At 45.2% G+C, this 15,929-nt stretch carries 14 protein-coding genes, 1 pseudogene and 1 riboswitch; of the genes and pseudogenes, 8 read left to right on the top strand and 7 right to left on the bottom strand.

Translation table 11 applies throughout. From position 1 onward, the window contains the following. Positions 1 to 38 precede the first annotated feature (38 nt). From VV089_RS01700 to VV089_RS01670, 7 genes and pseudogenes are all read right to left on the bottom strand, one after another. Positions 39 to 1,172: a VWA domain-containing protein gene (locus VV089_RS01700; protein WP_334334741.1), complete on the bottom strand. Its 1,134-nt coding sequence runs from the start codon at positions 1,170 to 1,172 to the stop codon at positions 39 to 41. Then, positions 1,169 to 3,658: a DUF5682 family protein gene (locus VV089_RS01695; protein ID WP_334334740.1), complete on the bottom strand. Its 2,490-nt coding sequence runs from the start codon at positions 3,656 to 3,658 to the stop codon at positions 1,169 to 1,171. The genes VV089_RS01700 and VV089_RS01695 overlap by 4 nt, the downstream gene beginning before the upstream one ends. Next, the gene (locus VV089_RS01690) at positions 3,619 to 4,734 is read right to left on the bottom strand and encodes an ATP-binding protein (RefSeq protein WP_334334739.1); all 1,116 of its coding nucleotides are present in this window, start codon (positions 4,732 to 4,734) and stop codon (positions 3,619 to 3,621) included. Before VV089_RS01690 ends, VV089_RS01695 begins: the two co-directional genes overlap by 40 nt. Before the next feature lie 170 nt (positions 4,735 to 4,904). Next, a complete protein-coding gene (locus VV089_RS01685; protein ID WP_334334738.1) occupies positions 4,905 to 5,654 on the bottom strand; it encodes an AAA family ATPase in 750 nt (249 codons plus the stop codon). Positions 5,655 to 5,723: 69 nt separating this feature from the next. Continuing rightward, on the bottom strand, positions 5,724 to 5,972 hold the full coding sequence (locus VV089_RS01680) for a kinase (RefSeq protein WP_334334737.1): 249 nt from the start codon (positions 5,970 to 5,972) through the stop codon (positions 5,724 to 5,726). 300 nt (positions 5,973 to 6,272) lie between these two features. Next, positions 6,273 to 6,383: pseudogene (locus VV089_RS01675) on the bottom strand (RNA polymerase sigma factor); the annotation flags it as partial. A gap of 881 nt (positions 6,384 to 7,264) precedes the next feature. Then, positions 7,265 to 8,500, bottom strand: coding sequence for an IS110 family transposase (locus tag VV089_RS01670; protein ID WP_334334736.1), 1,236 nt, complete (start codon positions 8,498 to 8,500; stop codon positions 7,265 to 7,267). A gap of 890 nt (positions 8,501 to 9,390) precedes the next feature. Beyond that, positions 9,391 to 9,497, top strand: a riboswitch (TPP riboswitch). A gap of 55 nt (positions 9,498 to 9,552) precedes the next feature. Here VV089_RS01670 and thiS point away from each other — a divergent pair. The 8 genes from thiS to thiC all read left to right on the top strand — a co-directional run bounded on the left by thiS (position 9,553) and on the right by thiC (position 15,818). Continuing rightward, positions 9,553 to 9,747 carry a sulfur carrier protein ThiS gene (thiS, locus tag VV089_RS01665; protein WP_016221019.1) on the top strand — a complete coding sequence of 65 codons (195 nt, stop codon included), beginning with the start codon at positions 9,553 to 9,555 and terminating at the stop codon, positions 9,745 to 9,747. 3 nt (positions 9,748 to 9,750) lie between these two features. Then, positions 9,751 to 10,392: a thiamine biosynthesis protein ThiF gene (gene thiF / locus VV089_RS01660; protein WP_172543183.1), complete on the top strand. Its 642-nt coding sequence runs from the start codon at positions 9,751 to 9,753 to the stop codon at positions 10,390 to 10,392. Positions 10,393 to 10,408: 16 nt separating this feature from the next. After that, positions 10,409 to 11,179, top strand: a complete 771-nt coding sequence (locus tag VV089_RS01655) for a thiazole synthase (RefSeq protein ID WP_172543182.1) — start codon at positions 10,409 to 10,411, stop codon at positions 11,177 to 11,179. Positions 11,180 to 11,192: 13 nt separating this feature from the next. Further along, positions 11,193 to 12,446: a 2-iminoacetate synthase ThiH gene (thiH, locus tag VV089_RS01650; RefSeq protein WP_334334735.1), complete on the top strand. Its 1,254-nt coding sequence runs from the start codon at positions 11,193 to 11,195 to the stop codon at positions 12,444 to 12,446. A gap of 14 nt (positions 12,447 to 12,460) precedes the next feature. Beyond that, on the top strand, positions 12,461 to 13,099 hold the full coding sequence (gene thiE / locus VV089_RS01645; RefSeq protein ID WP_016221023.1) for a thiamine phosphate synthase: 639 nt from the start codon (positions 12,461 to 12,463) through the stop codon (positions 13,097 to 13,099). Continuing rightward, positions 13,092 to 13,589: an HAD family hydrolase gene (locus VV089_RS01640; protein WP_334334734.1), complete on the top strand. Its 498-nt coding sequence runs from the start codon at positions 13,092 to 13,094 to the stop codon at positions 13,587 to 13,589. Before thiE ends, VV089_RS01640 begins: the two co-directional genes overlap by 8 nt. Before the next feature lie 93 nt (positions 13,590 to 13,682). Next, entirely contained in the window at positions 13,683 to 14,480 is a 798-nt protein-coding gene (gene thiD / locus VV089_RS01635) for a bifunctional hydroxymethylpyrimidine kinase/phosphomethylpyrimidine kinase (protein ID WP_172543179.1), read from the top strand. Between the two features lie 33 nt (positions 14,481 to 14,513). After that, on the top strand, positions 14,514 to 15,818 hold the full coding sequence (gene thiC, locus VV089_RS01630) for a phosphomethylpyrimidine synthase ThiC (RefSeq protein WP_334334733.1): 1,305 nt from the start codon (positions 14,514 to 14,516) through the stop codon (positions 15,816 to 15,818). Positions 15,819 to 15,929 lie beyond the last annotated feature (111 nt).

Genomic DNA, 15,929 nt, shown 5'->3' with positions numbered 1-15,929 from the left:
CCTCTATCTCAGTTATATAACGTTCTTCCCTGACAAGATCACTGCATGATTTTCCCCATAAAGTCTCCCAGCATTTCCGGCGTCATTGCTCCCACATGAGCCCCCAGATCCGCCAGCCGCTGTGCCGTGCGGCGGTCGTAAACCGGGTTGGCATCCCGGTCAAGGGCAGTGAGGCAGATAAGCTTTGCGCCGCTCTCGATGATATCCCGGCTTACGCCCAGCAGGCCGCCGATGCTGCCGCCCTCGCAGAGATCCGATACCAGAATTACCATGGTTCGATTGGGGTTCTCGATCAGACCTTCACAGTACTGAAGAGCTCCCGCAATATACGTTCCGCCCCCAAGCTGGATGCTCATAAGCGTTTCCACCGGATCCTCCAGATGCGCACTTAAGTCCACCACCTGAGTATCAAATATCACAAGCCGGGTGTCCAGCATGGGCAGCCAGGCGAAGATTCCAGCCATCACGGCGCTATGAATCACCGAATCCAGCATAGAACCGCTCTCGTCCACGGCAATTACCACACGCCATTGGTTGTATTTCCGGGTACGGCTGCTGAAATAGACCTGCTCCAGTACCAGACGCTTTTCCTCCGGGTCGTAATGAGACAGATTCCTCCGGATGGTTTTACGGATGTCCAGATTGCGCATGGATTTTACATGACTTGGGGTATTCCGGTCCAGGCTCCCCAAAAGGGAACGGCGGATCTCCCGGTTCAGCTTTTCCGCAATCTCCTCTGCTACCTTTCTTACAATCCGCCTGGCCGTATCCAGAACCGGCCCTTTCATCAGATGCTTGAGCTGCAAAATGGTTTTTAAAAGCTCCTGGTTGGGCTCCAGCTTCTCCAGAACCTCCTTATCCGTTAAAAGCTCCTGCATCTCGTAACGCTCCAAGGCATGGCGCTCCAATACCTCCACCGTCTCCTTGGGAAACAGACGGCGGATCTTGGTGATCCAGCCGGCGGTAGTCAGCCGGCTGGCCCCTGTGCCTCCCTCACGGCGCACGTCCTCGCCGTACTCACGGGAATAGAGGAAATCAAGGGCTTCCTCCAGATCTTCGCAGCCGATACCGCTCTCCATGGCGCGAAATCCCTCTCCCCCGAAGGAAATCTGATCCTTCGACTGGCTTCCTAAGATCAGCCGCCAGCGGTTCAATTGTTTTTGGTCGTTCATATACCTTTCCCCATCCTCTCACCTGCATATGCATCCAGAGCTTCCCCATAGGCATATTCTCCGGGACTCACAGCTCCTCCTGTCAGAAGATCGCTCTTTTTCTTCCCGTGAAGGGCTGCAGCGCGGCCTGCAATCCGATCCGTCTCAAGAGGTGTAAAATAGCTGAAGGCCAGACGCAGCTCCGGCAGAAGCTTTAGGAATTCCTCCCCAGGCAGACGGTCCAGAAGCCCGTCGATCAAGGCCAGAAATTCGCTGCTGGCAAATACAAAATCTCTGGCTGTAAAGAACAGCCCCCGAAGAAAGGTTGCGCTTTTTGACAGCATCTCGCCGCTTCCCTGCATATATCCCTGGGCCGCTCTGGTAATCTGCTTCCCGTATCCGCCCTCATAGCCGTACAAAAGCCCAAGAACCGTCCCTTCCACACCGGGATTTAAGGAGCCCCGGCCAAGAAGGGTTTCCAGCGCTTCCATCAGCACCGGCCGACGCTCATGGGCATTGCTTTTTCCCGCTGCCTGATAGAGAAGACGCAGACTCTCCATGCATTCCTGCTGCCGCTCCTCCCCCACCTGCCCCATAGAAGGCAGAAGCTGGATAATCTTCTGAAAGCAGATGTCTGTCATCTGTTCCAGGTCAAGGGCATCCCGGATCTGGTAGAGATCCTGCAGATCCAGGAGCATCAAAAGCTGGGAAAAGCCTTGGGTCAGCGAAAAGAAATCGCCGTCCGCAGCCAGCACCTCCGCCAGATGAGTCCGCATTTCCCCCTGCTCCTCATAAAGGCCCATAAGAAAGCCCTTTACCAGAAGCTCCGCCGCTTCCTTGCAGCCGGCGCTCTCATCAAACCGGCTGTGGAGCAGGGATCGGGCCGCCTCTTCCATGGTCCCTCCGGAAATGGAGGCATCAATCAGGGCCGCCGTTACCTGTTCCGACCATTTATAGCTCCAGATTTCCCGAATCCGGTTCTGATCCCGGCGGTTTACCAGATCCGCTCCCTTTTTCCGTCTGGCAAAGCCGCAGGCCAGAAACTCAGTCCGGTAAAGAAAACGGCTCATCCGCAGGTGCTTTTCCTTTTTAAAGATCTCCAGAACGACCTCCTGTTCCAGACTGGAATGCAGCTTGACGCCAAATCCCCGGCATTGTTCCTCAAAGTCTGAAAGCAGCGGAGGCCGGGCGGCATCCTTGCAGAGCCGTCCCACCTGGGAGCCGGTCACAAGCTCTTTCAGAATGCGAATCGCGCCCTCAGTGGACAGATTGCGTTCGCCCTTTATAAAGGAAGAAACAGCGCTGTCTCGAAGCTCATACAGGCCAGGCTCCTGTTTTCCGCGAAGGGCCGCCAGTCCGCGGGCCATGGAAAAAGCGCAGATCTCGTCATAGGAGGATACATTTTCCTCCTTTCTTCTGGCCTGCCGGCCTGCCGCTGCCAGAAAATGAAGAACCGTCTGCTCGTATGCGCCGGAAAATCCCCTGTCTGGCGGATCTCCTTCCTCCTGTCCCTCATTCTCCTGCAGGTTTTTCCAGACCTGGTGGTAAAATCCCGGCGACTGCATTCCGCTGGCATAGCCGTTCAAGGCATCCGCAGCCTCCATGGAATAAGCCATGGGATATACCTCCTGCTGCTCTCTCACTTTTCCGTGAAGCTTCACCGGCTCGCCCCTATAGGCATAGCTCCCGTCCTTTTGCCGTGACAGAAGCTCAAACAGGCCGCAGCTGTGAAAGCCTCCCGTGACCACAAGAATTCTGTGATAATCCTGTGACGCTTTTGCTATCTGCTCCGCCATATAACGCTCCCGCAGAAGACAGCCGTCCTCCACAAGCTCCTCACCGGGCGTATTTTTCCGGGAAAGAATGCAGTAAGTGAGCATCTGGCGCACAAAGTCCTCTGTGCTCTCCCCAAGGCCCTGGATCTCAAAATACTTCTCCCACAGCTCCTCAAAATCCCTCAGCCCTGTTTTTTCACAAAGCAGGGTCAGATAACGGCTGCGGCTTAACAGGTAATCATCGTTGTAGGTCTGCTTTTCTCCCTCCCTGCGGATGCCTTTTCCGCCCACGGTTCCGATGAGAATCTCCCCATAGGACAGATCCGCAAACCGAGCCGGTATCCCCAGTCTCTCTGCTTCCCGGAGAGCTGTCAGTTCCGGGGAACAGTCCAAGAAGGGATAGTAGCATTTGTAGTCCCCTTTTTTCTCTGTCACAAGGCCTTCCTTGTCCCGGTAGGCGTAGTACAGGGCCAGGGGCGGCTTTGTGTCCTCATTTACCAGGACGGGAATCAGCGGATCTGCATTTTCCGGCCCTTCAATGAGAATCAGATCCGGCCGGTAATCCCTCACCGCTTTTTTCAAATGAAAGGAACAGGCCGGGCTGTGATGGCGGATGGGAAAATAGAGGACGGGATGCGCCCGGTTGTATAAGAGTTCAGGAGGAATCTTAAACGTATCCTCCGCCTCTCCTGTTACCGCAGGTATTTCCTGGCTTCGTAATAGCTGCTCCATAAGCCGCCCTCTTTTCCTCCCTTATCGCGAATCACCGTCTGGAAATAGCTTTTCAGCTTCTCCAGATCGTCTTTATTTTCCTTCTGCACGGCTCCTACCAGGTTTTGCACCAGGCAGCCCAGATCCATCCGGGAATCACCGTAGTAATAAGCTGTCATCATCGTCTGATAGTAGACGGAAACAGCCTCCGCCGTGCTCATCACCGCCGAGGGGCGGTCGATCCGGTGGCCTAAGGAGGAGACGCCCTCCCGAAGCTCATGGTAGGTGGAGGCAAGGAGCTCCGCCACATCCTCATCCGGCTCCATTTCAATCTGGTTTTCTTTGGAGAGCTCCGCTACTTCATTTAAAATAATCTGCTTCTCCAGGGCTGCGTCGCGGATGGGCATCACTGTCTCGAAGTTGAAACGCCGCTTTAAGGCGCTGCTCATCTCGTTGACGCCTTTGTCCCTTGTATTTGCCGTGCCGATTACGTTGAAGCCTGCCTTGGCAAACAGCAGGCCCTCCCCGCCCAGCTCCGGCACGTTCAATACCTTGTCGCTCAGGACGCTGATAAGGCTGTCCTGGATCTCGGCCGGGGTACGGGTGATTTCCTCAAAACGGGTGAGAATGCCCTGTTCCATGCCCACGTAGAGGGGGGAGGGAACTAAGGCTTCCCGGACGGGGCCTTTTGCAAGGAGAAGGGCGTAGTTCCAGCTGTATTTGATCATGTCTTCGGTAGTTCCGGCCGTGCCCTGGATGGTGTTGGTGCTGTTTCCACTGATGGCGGCGGACAAAAGCTCCGAAAGCATGGTTTTGGCCGTGCCGGGCTCTCCCACCAGCATCAGGCCCCGGTTGCCGGCCAGGGTGATGATACAGCGCTCTACCAAGGCGTCGTTTCCCAGGTATTTTTTGCGGATGACAAGCTCCCGATCCTGGTATCGCAGGGGCTCGCGGCTGCCCAGGATGAAGGTCCGCACGGCCTTGGGGGACAGCTTCCAGTTTAAGGGGCGCCTGCCTGTGTCCAGGATGGAGAGAAACTCCAGCTCCTCTTGGTAGCGTACCTCTACGGGTGGTTTGATTGCTGATTTTTGTTCCACTTTATGTAACCTCCTATTCTAAGTCGCTGCGCGACGGCACTAAAGGGTAAAGCTGCTTCGACACACCGGTAATGAGAGAAACTTTTATTCGAAAGGGCACTCATAAAAGTTCCTCTCGTGCGCCTTTGCAGCTTTACCAGCCCATGCGTCTGTCAGAAAGACTATTAAAGTTACGGTTCTGCCTCTTCCAGAAGCCTCCCTAAAAGATATTCCCTGTGATTGAGAAACATCTCCGTCACCTGGTAGCTGTCTGTATCTGTATATTCAACAGGGTGAACGGCTTCCCCGTCAAAGGACAGAATGTCTGCCTTAGGAAGTCCGAGAAGTATAGGGGAATGGGTGGCGATGAGGAATTGGCTTCCCTCCCGGGCCAGGCGGTGGATGCAGATAAGCAGGGTGAGCTGGCGCTGGGGCGAAAGGGCGGCCTCCGGCTCATCCAGAAGGTAAAAGCCCTGCCCCCGGAAGCGGTTCTGCATCAAAGCCAGAAAGCTCTCCCCGTGTGACTGTTCGTGGAGGGAGCGGCCGCCGTATTGGCGGTAATAGACAGCCGGATCATCTCCGTCCCGGTATTCCTCCACCTGGGTCGCCACATTGTAGAAGCTCTCTGCCCGAAGGAAAAAGTTGTCCCTGGGGCTTCGAAAACCCTTTTTCAAAATCATTCCTTCGTATAAGGAAGAGTGGGTGTCCCTGGTGGAAAAACGGAAGTTACGGCTTCCTCCCTCAGGGTTCAGGCCGTAGGCTGCGGCAACAGCCTCCAGAAGCGTTGATTTTCCGGTTCCGTTTTCTCCTACAAAAAAGGTTACCGGATTGTCGAAGCTTAGGGATTCCATTTTAGCCAGGGCCTTGATCCGGTGCAGATAGGAATCCGGCTCTACTTTATTCCAGTCAATGGTGAAACCATTTACAAAAAGACTTTTCATGGCAGGTCTCCATTTTAACTCTGCAGCTGCTTATCAAATGCAGCGCTGCTGTTTTCCAATTTCTTCTTTCTAATTCCAGTCTTTCATCAGTTCCAGAAGCGTCGTCTCGTAATCTCCCAGCAGCTCCTCCTGCCGTCCGCCGCTTCTCAGATTCGTCTCTACGCCCCTCTCTCCGTCTTCAAACTCCCAGATGTGGTAGGGAACGCCCCGGTAATCAAAGTCGATACTCCCCAAGCCGTCCTCCTCGTTATAAGTATAGCTCCATCCCCGTTCCTCTATCAATGCCAGTACCCGGCTTAAACGCGCTTTCTTTTCCATAGCCTCTCCTATTGTTGTTTCTTTTTTTCTATTATAATTCATTTTTTATGATTTGTCGTTTAAAATTCTCTTAACTTCTCATTTTTGTCTCCGTTGGTTTAAACGTGCCTGTCTGCATGTCCGTTGGCATATAAATTCACGGTTGACAACGCACTGCATTTTATGTATGATCCAAAAAACAAGATAACTAAAGAAAAACCAAATACGGATTTAATCAAATACCGATTCCATTCCTATCCTTTCCCTTAATCCCTTTCCAAAAGAAGCGGCAGAGCCGCCGGAAAGGAATGGACGCTTCTACTTCCGTCCAAAATCGCAGTATGCGCTGATTGCCGCGTTACGGAGAACAGTTCTGCCAAAGGCGGCAAAGGCATATTCGATATGCTCCATGAATTGTTCAGAATACCTCATTTTCTCATCACCCCCTTTCTTCCCAGTAGGGGGCTATTACAACAAACGCCATGCGACATAAAGCTACATGAGTGTTTGGGTAATACATGATTATCAGGTTCCTGAAGCCGTTCCAGTAATATGAATTATTAAGACATACTGAATGAATAGATAATTCATATTGACGGGCAGACGGATACAATGCCTTGTATTGGATTTTTTTAACAAATTGTACTTAAAAAATAAAAAGGACATGGCGACACCTCCTCGATACCGTCATATCCTTAGAAAAGTTATTGATAGATTAATTTCGTTGTTTTACATAGCCCGATAGCAAGTATAAGAGTCAAGATTTCTGCCACAAATGGCGCAATCCAAACAGCGTCGCTTCCAAAGAGTATAGGAATACAGAAAATGGCAAGTGCTTTCAGCACAATACCTCTGCTAATTGCTATGGCATTTGCCGATCTTGTTCTTTTAGTCGAAAACAGAAATGCTGTGTAAATAAGGTTCAGTGCCATAGGGATAAAGGACAGGCAAAATAATGGCAAAGCTGCCGAAGCTGTTTGTACAAGGTCGGGGTCCTGATTAAATATGCAAATTACGGGCTTATCAAAAATAAACTTAGATTATTCACGGCACAGCCGTGAAAGTGTTTGAAAGCCACATAGTTGCTGTATTTTAACTGAATATTGCTTTTCACCTGTCAAGTGAATGAAAAAAGAGCATCCACTTGTGATAAAATTAAGGTGTCTAATCTCAAATAATACCAACAAAAGGAGCCCTTTATGAGTATTGTAAACACCTTACCATTACTGTGAAACATAATCTTCCGGGTAGCCAAAAAAGCGCAGACTGCCCCTATCAAGCTTAAAAGAAGTTTTTGACCCTGTCTGGAAGACTCAGGCGGCAACTACCGGGGCTTCCCAACCAAGTGCTTTTAACTTTTTCAGATACGCATTGATTTTGCGTTCTTTGTTGAACTGGTTATAATAATCAGCTCCAAGATCCTTGAACACCACTCCGTCTTTGAGGATATGGTAAATGGCTATGAGCATGGAATGGGCAACTGCGACATAGGCCCTCTTCTTTCCCCTGTGGGAGCTGATCCTCATGAACTGCGCATGGAAATAGGACTTTTTATTCTTTACAGCTGAATGCGCGCAGGTAATCAGGGTTGTCCGCAAAAGGGAGTTCCCTTTTCTGGTCTTGCCGGACTTCCTCTTCCTGGCGCTTTCATTATCACCAGGGCATAATCCGGCCCATGACGAGATATGCCTGTCCGTAGGAAAACGTTCCATATCCGTGCCAATGACGGAAATGATGGCCTGCGCGCTGGTATTCCCTATACCAGTCACATCCTGGATGGCATGGGAAGCCTGTTTTTCCTCCGGCTTCATGAAGTTGTCAATCTCATCATTCAGATTTTTGATGTGGATATTAAGCTCGTCCAGGTGTGCCAGAAGCTCCTTCATCATCCGGCGCTGGAGAGGGCTCATCACACCATTGAGGTCGTCTATGATCTGCTCCTTGGTGGCCTTGAGATTATGGGCGATGATCTTCTGTTCATACATCTCATCATATTTCGGTCCATCCACGGACGCCCCGGTGAGAAGATACTCCAGGATGTTGCGCGCGCTCTTGCCGTTGATATCCGACACAGTACCGGACAGCTTGATGTTGGCGCCTTCCAGCATCTTCTGGAGGCGGTTGAGCTCCCTGGTGCGTTCACCAACAAGGCTCTTGCGGTAACGGACCAGCTCACGCAGTTCCCGCTGCTCTTTATCAGGGATGTAACTGGGCTGGAGCAGCCCATGCTGAAGAAGATCCGCAATCCATTCAGCATCCCTGACATCTGTCTTGCGTCCTGGGACAGCTTTCATATGGCGGGCATTGACCACCATAGCGTTCAGGCCGGACGATTCAAGGATGTTATACAGAGGCTTCCAATAAGATGCCGTGCTCTCCATTGCGGTCATTTCACAGCCGCCGTCTTTGAGCCAGTCAGCCATTTCGAGAAGTTCTCTGGTTGTTGCGCCAAACTCCCGTATCTCCTGCTTATTGCCTTTTCGAAAGCAGGCAACGATGAGTTTTTTGTGCACGTCAATACCACAACAATTGTCGTAAATTCTATCCATAAAGGCACCTCCTGGGTAAATTTACGGCATGGTACTCTGTCTGTTATCATTTTACTGTACGTCCTTTTGCCGTAAGAGGCTGGACAGGTGGTGGTGCAAATGAGAGTACCTGAAATCAGTTTAGAAAACGGGCTGCAGGCCCAAAATTAAAACGATCTTTGCCGTTGGTTATAGTATAGACAATGGCAAAAACAAATTCAATAACCTATCGCTTGCACAGTTTCATTTATGGTGGTGCCAAATGTGGGGCATGAGGGTTTAGAAAGCAATAGACAGATTAAAATAAATTTTGATGGAGGAGATTTATCGTTACTGTTCACTCCCTACATTTGACGATTGTGAAAAGTGACGAAATTTAAATTTTTTATATGTGGATAAATAAAGCGGACAGAAAAATGATGTTTATAGTTTTTCTGTCCGCTTTATTTATCAGAAAGTTATCCACATTTCTGTCTTCCGTTTCGTCCCAGGCATGCTTCCTTGCCCTCTTTTTCACCTGATATTTACTCGTTTTTTTAAAATTATCCACCGTCAAATTGACCATGCCCTCAAATACGGAAATTCGCATTTTGAGGGCATCTATAGTATAATTACCTTATGAAAACGGAGGATTGAGAGAATGAAAAATATGGAAGATGAAATCGTCCTGCTTAACGTGAATGCATGAGCATGCTTATTCAGATACGCCAAAACGAAGAATCAAATTTATATAACAGAGTATCCGAGATATTTGGATAAAGAAAACCGATGGTTTCGACTAAGATTAGTCTACACCATCGGTTTGTTTATCACAAGCTGACCTCTGAACAGTAACGATAAAATTTGAAATCAAGTATCAAATAATCAATTTACTTGCATTTTATTGAAAATGGTGTTATTATAAATTCAACAATTAAATATTCGGGAGCTTGTGTTACAGGCTGAGAGGAAAGTATAACTTTCGACCGATATACCTGATTTGGATAATGCCAACGTAGGGACAACTGATAGTATTGTATTATGGGAGTTACCTTAATTGGTAGCTCCCTATTTTTTATTTAGGAGGAAAAGCTATGGTGAAAATCAATGGAGTTGAGAAAGATGCTGTCGGAATGACAATTTCACAGTATCTGAAAACAACGGATTATGATTTGAAGTTTATTGCCGTTGAGCGTAATGAAGAAATTGTGCCGAAAAGTCAATTTGATGAAACAATCATTCAAAATGGTGATGTTATTGAAGTGGTCAGCTTTGTCGGAGGGGGTTAATATATGCACTTAATTCCCACAAAAGAAGAAATGCTTTTAGCACTTGAAGAACGACATGGTAAGGAATTACAAAGCAAATTCAGTAAAGCATCTGTTGCAATTTGTGGACTTGGCGGACTTGGTTCTAATATTGCAATAGCACTTGCTCGTGCAGGAATAGGAAAACTTATATTGATTGATTTTGACAAAGTTGATTTGTCAAATCTTAATCGTCAGCAATATTTTGTTTCACAAATCGGAATGTATAAAACAGATGCGTTAAAGGTTAATTTGCAACAAATCGCACCATATCTTGAGATTGATACTCACACTGTCCGTATAACCGAGAGCAATATCAAAGCGCTATTATGTAATGCTGATATAATTTGTGAAGCCTTTGACCAACCTGAAGAAAAGGCAATGCTTGTAAACGGCATAAGGGAAAATTTCCCGGATAAGTATTTAGCTGCAGGCTCGGGTATGTCAGGAATGGCATCGGCGAACAGTATAAAAACTCGCAGAGTAACGAAACGATTTTATCTTTGCGGTGATGAAACAAGTGATGTATCTGATGGTATTGGACTTGTATCGTCTCGTGTAATGGTGTGTGCAGCACATCAGGCACATGTGGTTTTAAGAATAATTGCAGAAGAATACGAAGTATAAGAAAGAAGGAATTATAATGGAAAATGATAAACTCATTATCGGCGGTCATGAATTTAATTCAAGATTCATTTTGGGTTCAGGCAAATACTCTTTGGAGCTTATTGAATCGGCAGTTAAGGATGCAGGGGCAGAAATTATTACCCTTGCTGTTCGCCGTGCAAACACAAAGGAGCAGGAAAATATTCTTGATTACATTCCAAAGGGGATAACACTTCTGCCAAATACATCTGGGGCAAGAAATGCACAGGAAGCAGTCCGTATTGCCCGTCTGGCACGAGAACTTGGCTGCGGCAATTTTGTAAAGGTTGAAATTATGAGAGATTCAAAATATCTTTTGCCTGATAATACAGAAACCATCAAAGCAACTGAAATCCTTGCAAATGATGGCTTTATTGTAATGCCGTATATGTATCCTGATTTGAATGCTGCCAGAGATATGGTCAATGCAGGTGCTGCAAGCATAATGCCTCTTGCATCACCTATTGGGTCAAATAAGGGACTTGCAACTCGTGAATTTATACAAATTTTGATTGATGAAATTGATTTGCCTATTATTATAGATGCAGGTATCGGCAGACCGTCGCAGGCTTGTGAGGCTATGGAAATGGGTGCAGCTGCTATTATGGCAAATACTGCACTTGCAACAGCAGGCAATCTGCCGCTTATGGCATCTGCTTTTCGTGCTGCAATAGAGGCAGGCAGAAAAGCTTATCATGCAAAGCCCGGCAGGGTTCTGTCAAGAGGTGCATCAGCATCTGATCCGCTTACCGGATTTTTAAGAGATTAAGCGGAGGCAATATATGGATAACGAATATTTTATTGATTCCGTGCATTTATCACCAAAGGCGCTTGAAAAGAAGCATAGGCTTGAAAATGATCCATCATCAAGAAAAAATCATATGGAATATCTGCCGGGAATGGAGCAGATTGAATCTGATATTTGTGAAAAAGTAATCGGACAAATGAATTCGTATGATTATTCAAAATATACAGTAAGTGATGTTAAAACAGCACTTGAACATGAAACCTGTACGATTGAGGATTTTAAGGCATTGCTCTCTCCTGCGGCAGAGCCTTTTTTGGAGTTAATGGCACAAAAAGCACGAACCGAAACAGGCAAGCATTTCGGTAATACCGTTTATATGTTCACGCCGCTTTATATTGCAAATTATTGCGAGAACTATTGTGTTTACTGCGGCTTTAACTGTTATAACCATATCAATCGTATGAAGCTGACTATGGAACAGATTGAGCATGAAATGAGAATTATAGCAGATTCTGGTATGGAAGAAATACTTATTCTTACAGGTGAAAGCCGAGCACAAAGTGATGTTAAATATATTGGTGAGGCGTGCAAGCTCGCACGAAAATATTTCAGAATGGTAGGTCTTGAAATATATCCTGTGAATACGGATGAATACCGCTATTTACATGAGTGCGGTGCTGATTATGTTACAGTTTTTCAGGAAACTTATGATACAGATAAATATGAAAAGCTGCATCTTCTCGGTCATAAGCGAGTGTGGCCTTATCGCTTTGATGCACAGGAAAGGGCATTGAGGGGCGGTATGCGTGGCGTTGCTTTTTCAGCACTTCTTGGTCTTTCGGATTTTCGTAAAGATGCACTTGCAAGTGCATTGCATGTTTATTATCTTCAAAGAAAATATCCACATGCTGAAATGTCACTTTCCTGTCCTCGTTTAAGACCTATTATAAACAATGATAAAATCAATCCGCTTGATGTCCACGAAAAACAGCTTTGTCAGGTGATTTGTGCATATCGCATTTTTCTTCCGTTTGTTGGTATTACTGTATCATCCCGTGAGAGTGCCTCTTTCAGAAACGGCATTGTAAAAATTGCTGCAACCAAAGTATCTGCGGGTGTTTCCACAGGTATAGGTGATCACGAAAGCAAATACACCGGAAAAGAGAGCGGCAGCACAGAGGGTGATGAGCAGTTTGAAATAAATGACAGCAGAAGTCTTGAAAAAATGTATCAGGATATTTCTGACGAGGGCTTGCAGCCTGTGCTCAACGATTACCTTTATGTATAAATCGGAGGAAAATGATGAAAAAATTTGATTCAACATTATACTTTATAACGGACAGTACTGATTTCTCCGATGAGGAATTTTTGTACAGAATTGAAGAGGCTTTAAAAGGTGGGGCAACATTAATTCAGCTTCGTGAAAAGGATAAAACGACAAGAGAATATATTGCTCTGGCTGAAAAGGTGCATACATTAACCCAAAAATATAATATACCGCTTATTATTGATGATCGTATTGATGTAGCTATGGCAATCGAAGCAGAAGGTGTGCATCTTGGTCAAAGTGATATGCCGATAAGTACTGCAAGAAAAATTCTTGGAAATAATGTAATTATCGGAGCTACTGCAAAAACTGTTCCACAGGCTTTGGAAGCATATGATCAAGGAGCAGACTATCTTGGAGTCGGAGCAATGTACCCAACTACAACTAAAGTGAAAACCGTACTTACTTCAACTGATACCTTAAAAGATATTTGCACGGCAGTTCCCATTCCCGTTAATGCTATTGGCGGTCTTAATAAAACAAATACGGATATTCTCAAGGGCATAGACATAGCAGGATTCTGTGTTGTGTCCGCTATAATGAAAGCAGATGCTCCAAAAGCTGAAACAGAAATACTTCTCAATATTGCAAAGGAGTTAGTCAAAAATGATTAAGAATGCCATTTTTGATGTTGATGGAACATTGCTTGATTCAATGTTTATATGGGATACACTTGGTGAAACATATTTGCGCTCTATTGGCTATACACCAAAAGAAAATTTGAATGAAACCTTTAAAAATATGAGCTTATATCAAGCGGCATGTTACTATATATCGGAATATGGTGTTACTCTTTCCGTTGAGGAAATAATGGATGGAGTAAATTTAATGATTAGAGACTTTTATCTTAATGATGTAAAATTGAAACCGTATGCTGCTGACTTTTTACAAAGACTTAACAGCAAAGGAATAAGAATGTGTATAGCCACTGCAACAGACAAAATAATTGTTGAGGCTGTACTTGAAAAATGTGATGGTTTTAATACAGTTGCTGTTTTTGATGAATTTGAAAAGCAACAAGACAAAGTGAAAAATTTTTCAGATTATTTCTTGAAAGACCATTCAAATTTTGAAACTTTTTGGAATTTTGTTTTAAACATTTAATCTATCAGCGGCAGATTGGGGGCACCACCTTTTGTCGCTCAATAAAATTAATGCTGATATAGGGTAACGATAATAATCTGAAGGAGAAAAACGATGAAAAAAGCATTAACAATCGCAGGAAGTGATTCCTGCGGAGGCGCCGGTATTCAAGCAGATATTAAAACCATGACTATGAATGGTGTGTATGCAATGAGCGCAATCACTGCACTTACTGCGCAAAACACAACCGGCGTAACAGGAATTATGGAGGTAACTCCTGAATTTCTTAAAGAACAAATTGACGATGTATTCAATGACATTCGTCCCAATGCAGTTAAAATCGGTATGGTTTCATCAAGAGAATTGATTGAAACTATCGTAGACAGGCTTAAAGCATTTGACGCTGAAAATATTGTTGTTGATCCTGTAATGGTAGCAACAAGCGGTTCAAGGCTTATAAATGAAGATGCAATAGCAACACTTAAAAGTGATTTGCTGCCAATTGCTGATGTGATTACGCCGAATATTCCTGAAGCAGAAGTGTTGTCAGGAATACCGATTCATAGCGAAGACGATATGATTAAAGCAGCAGGAATGATTAGTGAGGCATACAACTGTGCTGTTCTTTGCAAGGGCGGTCATAGCATAAATGATGCAAATGATTTGCTTTATGAAAACGGAAAATATCAATGGTTTAAAGGAAAACGAATAGATAATCCAAATACACATGGAACAGGCTGTACTTTGTCAAGTGCTATTGCATCAAATCTTGCAAAAGGCTTTGATATGCAATCATCCGTGCAAAGAGCAAAGGATTATATTTTAGGTGCACTGGCAGATATGCTTGATTTAGGCAAAGGCAGCGGACCAATGAATCATATGTTTAATCTTAACAGCAGCTTTGCTGACTGAATCATTTAATATTTACTTGAAAGGAATTTTAATATGAGAAATTACACAACACAAATGAACGCAGCAAAACAAGGCATCATAACTCCTGAAATGAAGGCAGTTGCTAAAAAGGAATATCGCACAGAAGAGGAAATAAGGGCTCTTGTTGCCGAAGGTAAAGTTGCGATATGTGCAAATAAACTACATAAGTGTATTGATCCTAATGGAGTAGGTTCAATGCTCAGAACAAAAATCAATGTTAATCTCGGTATTTCAAAGGACTGCAAGGATTATGATATCGAAATGCAAAAGGTAATGGCTGCTATTGATATGGGTGCAGAAGCCATTATGGACCTATCATCACATGGAAATACACAGCCTTTCAGGAAGAAACTCACAAGTGAATGTCCTGCAATGATTGGTACTGTTCCTGTTTACGATAGTGTTATTCATTATCAAAGAGATTTGGCTACACTTACTGCAAAAGATTTTATAGATGTTGTCCGTTTACACGCTGAAGATGGTGTTGATTTTGTAACACTTCATTGTGGAATTACAAGAAAAACAATTGAACAGATTAAAAAGCATAAAAGAAAAATGAATATTGTATCTCGTGGTGGTTCTCTTGTATTTGCTTGGATGAGTATGACAGGTGAGGAAAATCCTTTTTATGAGTATTACGACGAGATATTGGATATCTGCCGTGAGTACGATGTAACCATTTCTCTTGGCGATGCTTGCCGACCGGGTTGCCTTGCAGATGCAAGTGATGTTTGTCAGATTGAAGAGCTTGTTCGTCTTGGTGAACTTACAAAGCGTGCATGGGCAAAAAATGTTCAGGTTATGGTGGAAGGTCCCGGTCATATGCCACTTGATCAGATTGAGGCAAATATGAAAGTTCAGCAGACCATTTGTATGGGGGCGCCATTTTATGTGCTTGGTCCTTTAGTTACCGATATTGCACCGGGCTATGATCATATAACATCTGCTATTGGTGGTGCTGTAGCAGCAGCCACAGGTGCAGCGTTTCTCTGTTATGTTACCCCCGCCGAGCATCTTGCACTTCCAAATGTAGATGATGTTAAGCAAGGTATTATCGCATCAAAAATTGCAGCTCATGCTGCCGATATTGCCAAGCATATCCCCCACGCAAGAGATATTGATGATACTATGGCTGATGCAAGAAGAAATTTCGATTGGGACAAACAATGGGAATGCTCCATTGATCCTGAAACAGCAAAAAAAATTCGTGATGAAAGAAAACCTGAAATTGAAGATAGCTGTTCAATGTGCGGAAAATTCTGTGCTGTAAGAAGTATGAATAAGGCACTTAACGGTGAATATATTGATATATTATAATGATAATCGTTTGATGTAATATTTATTGGAAATTATTAAGGCCTCACTTATAAGTTTAATGCTATGTATATTGTTATGAAAAGTACAAACATTATATTTGAAAGTGAGGTT

It is taken from the genome of Candidatus Merdisoma sp. JLR.KK011 (assembly GCF_036941125.1).
In the GTDB taxonomy this organism is placed as follows: domain Bacteria; phylum Bacillota; class Clostridia; order Lachnospirales; family Lachnospiraceae; genus Laedolimicola.
This window is presented reverse-complemented; position numbering and strand designations above follow the sequence as displayed.

Coding starts and splice junctions, on each gene's coding strand:
- VV089_RS01700 (WP_334334741.1), bottom strand. CDS start 1,172: ATGAACGACCAAAAACAATTGAACCGCTGGCGGCTGATCTTAGGAAGC.
- VV089_RS01695 (WP_334334740.1), bottom strand. CDS start 3,658: ATGGAGCAGCTATTACGAAGCCAGGAAATACCTGCGGTAACAGGAGAG.
- VV089_RS01685 (WP_334334738.1), bottom strand. CDS start 5,654: ATGAAAAGTCTTTTTGTAAATGGTTTCACCATTGACTGGAATAAAGTA.
- VV089_RS01680 (WP_334334737.1), bottom strand. CDS start 5,972: ATGGAAAAGAAAGCGCGTTTAAGCCGGGTACTGGCATTGATAGAGGAA.
- VV089_RS01670 (WP_334334736.1), bottom strand. CDS start 8,500: ATGGATAGAATTTACGACAATTGTTGTGGTATTGACGTGCACAAAAAA.
- thiS (WP_016221019.1), top strand. CDS start 9,553: ATGGTGAAAATCAATGGAGTTGAGAAAGATGCTGTCGGAATGACAATT.
- thiF (WP_172543183.1), top strand. CDS start 9,751: ATGCACTTAATTCCCACAAAAGAAGAAATGCTTTTAGCACTTGAAGAA.
- VV089_RS01655 (WP_172543182.1), top strand. CDS start 10,409: ATGGAAAATGATAAACTCATTATCGGCGGTCATGAATTTAATTCAAGA.
- thiH (WP_334334735.1), top strand. CDS start 11,193: ATGGATAACGAATATTTTATTGATTCCGTGCATTTATCACCAAAGGCG.
- thiE (WP_016221023.1), top strand. CDS start 12,461: ATGAAAAAATTTGATTCAACATTATACTTTATAACGGACAGTACTGAT.
- VV089_RS01640 (WP_334334734.1), top strand. CDS start 13,092: ATGATTAAGAATGCCATTTTTGATGTTGATGGAACATTGCTTGATTCA.
- thiD (WP_172543179.1), top strand. CDS start 13,683: ATGAAAAAAGCATTAACAATCGCAGGAAGTGATTCCTGCGGAGGCGCC.
- thiC (WP_334334733.1), top strand. CDS start 14,514: ATGAGAAATTACACAACACAAATGAACGCAGCAAAACAAGGCATCATA.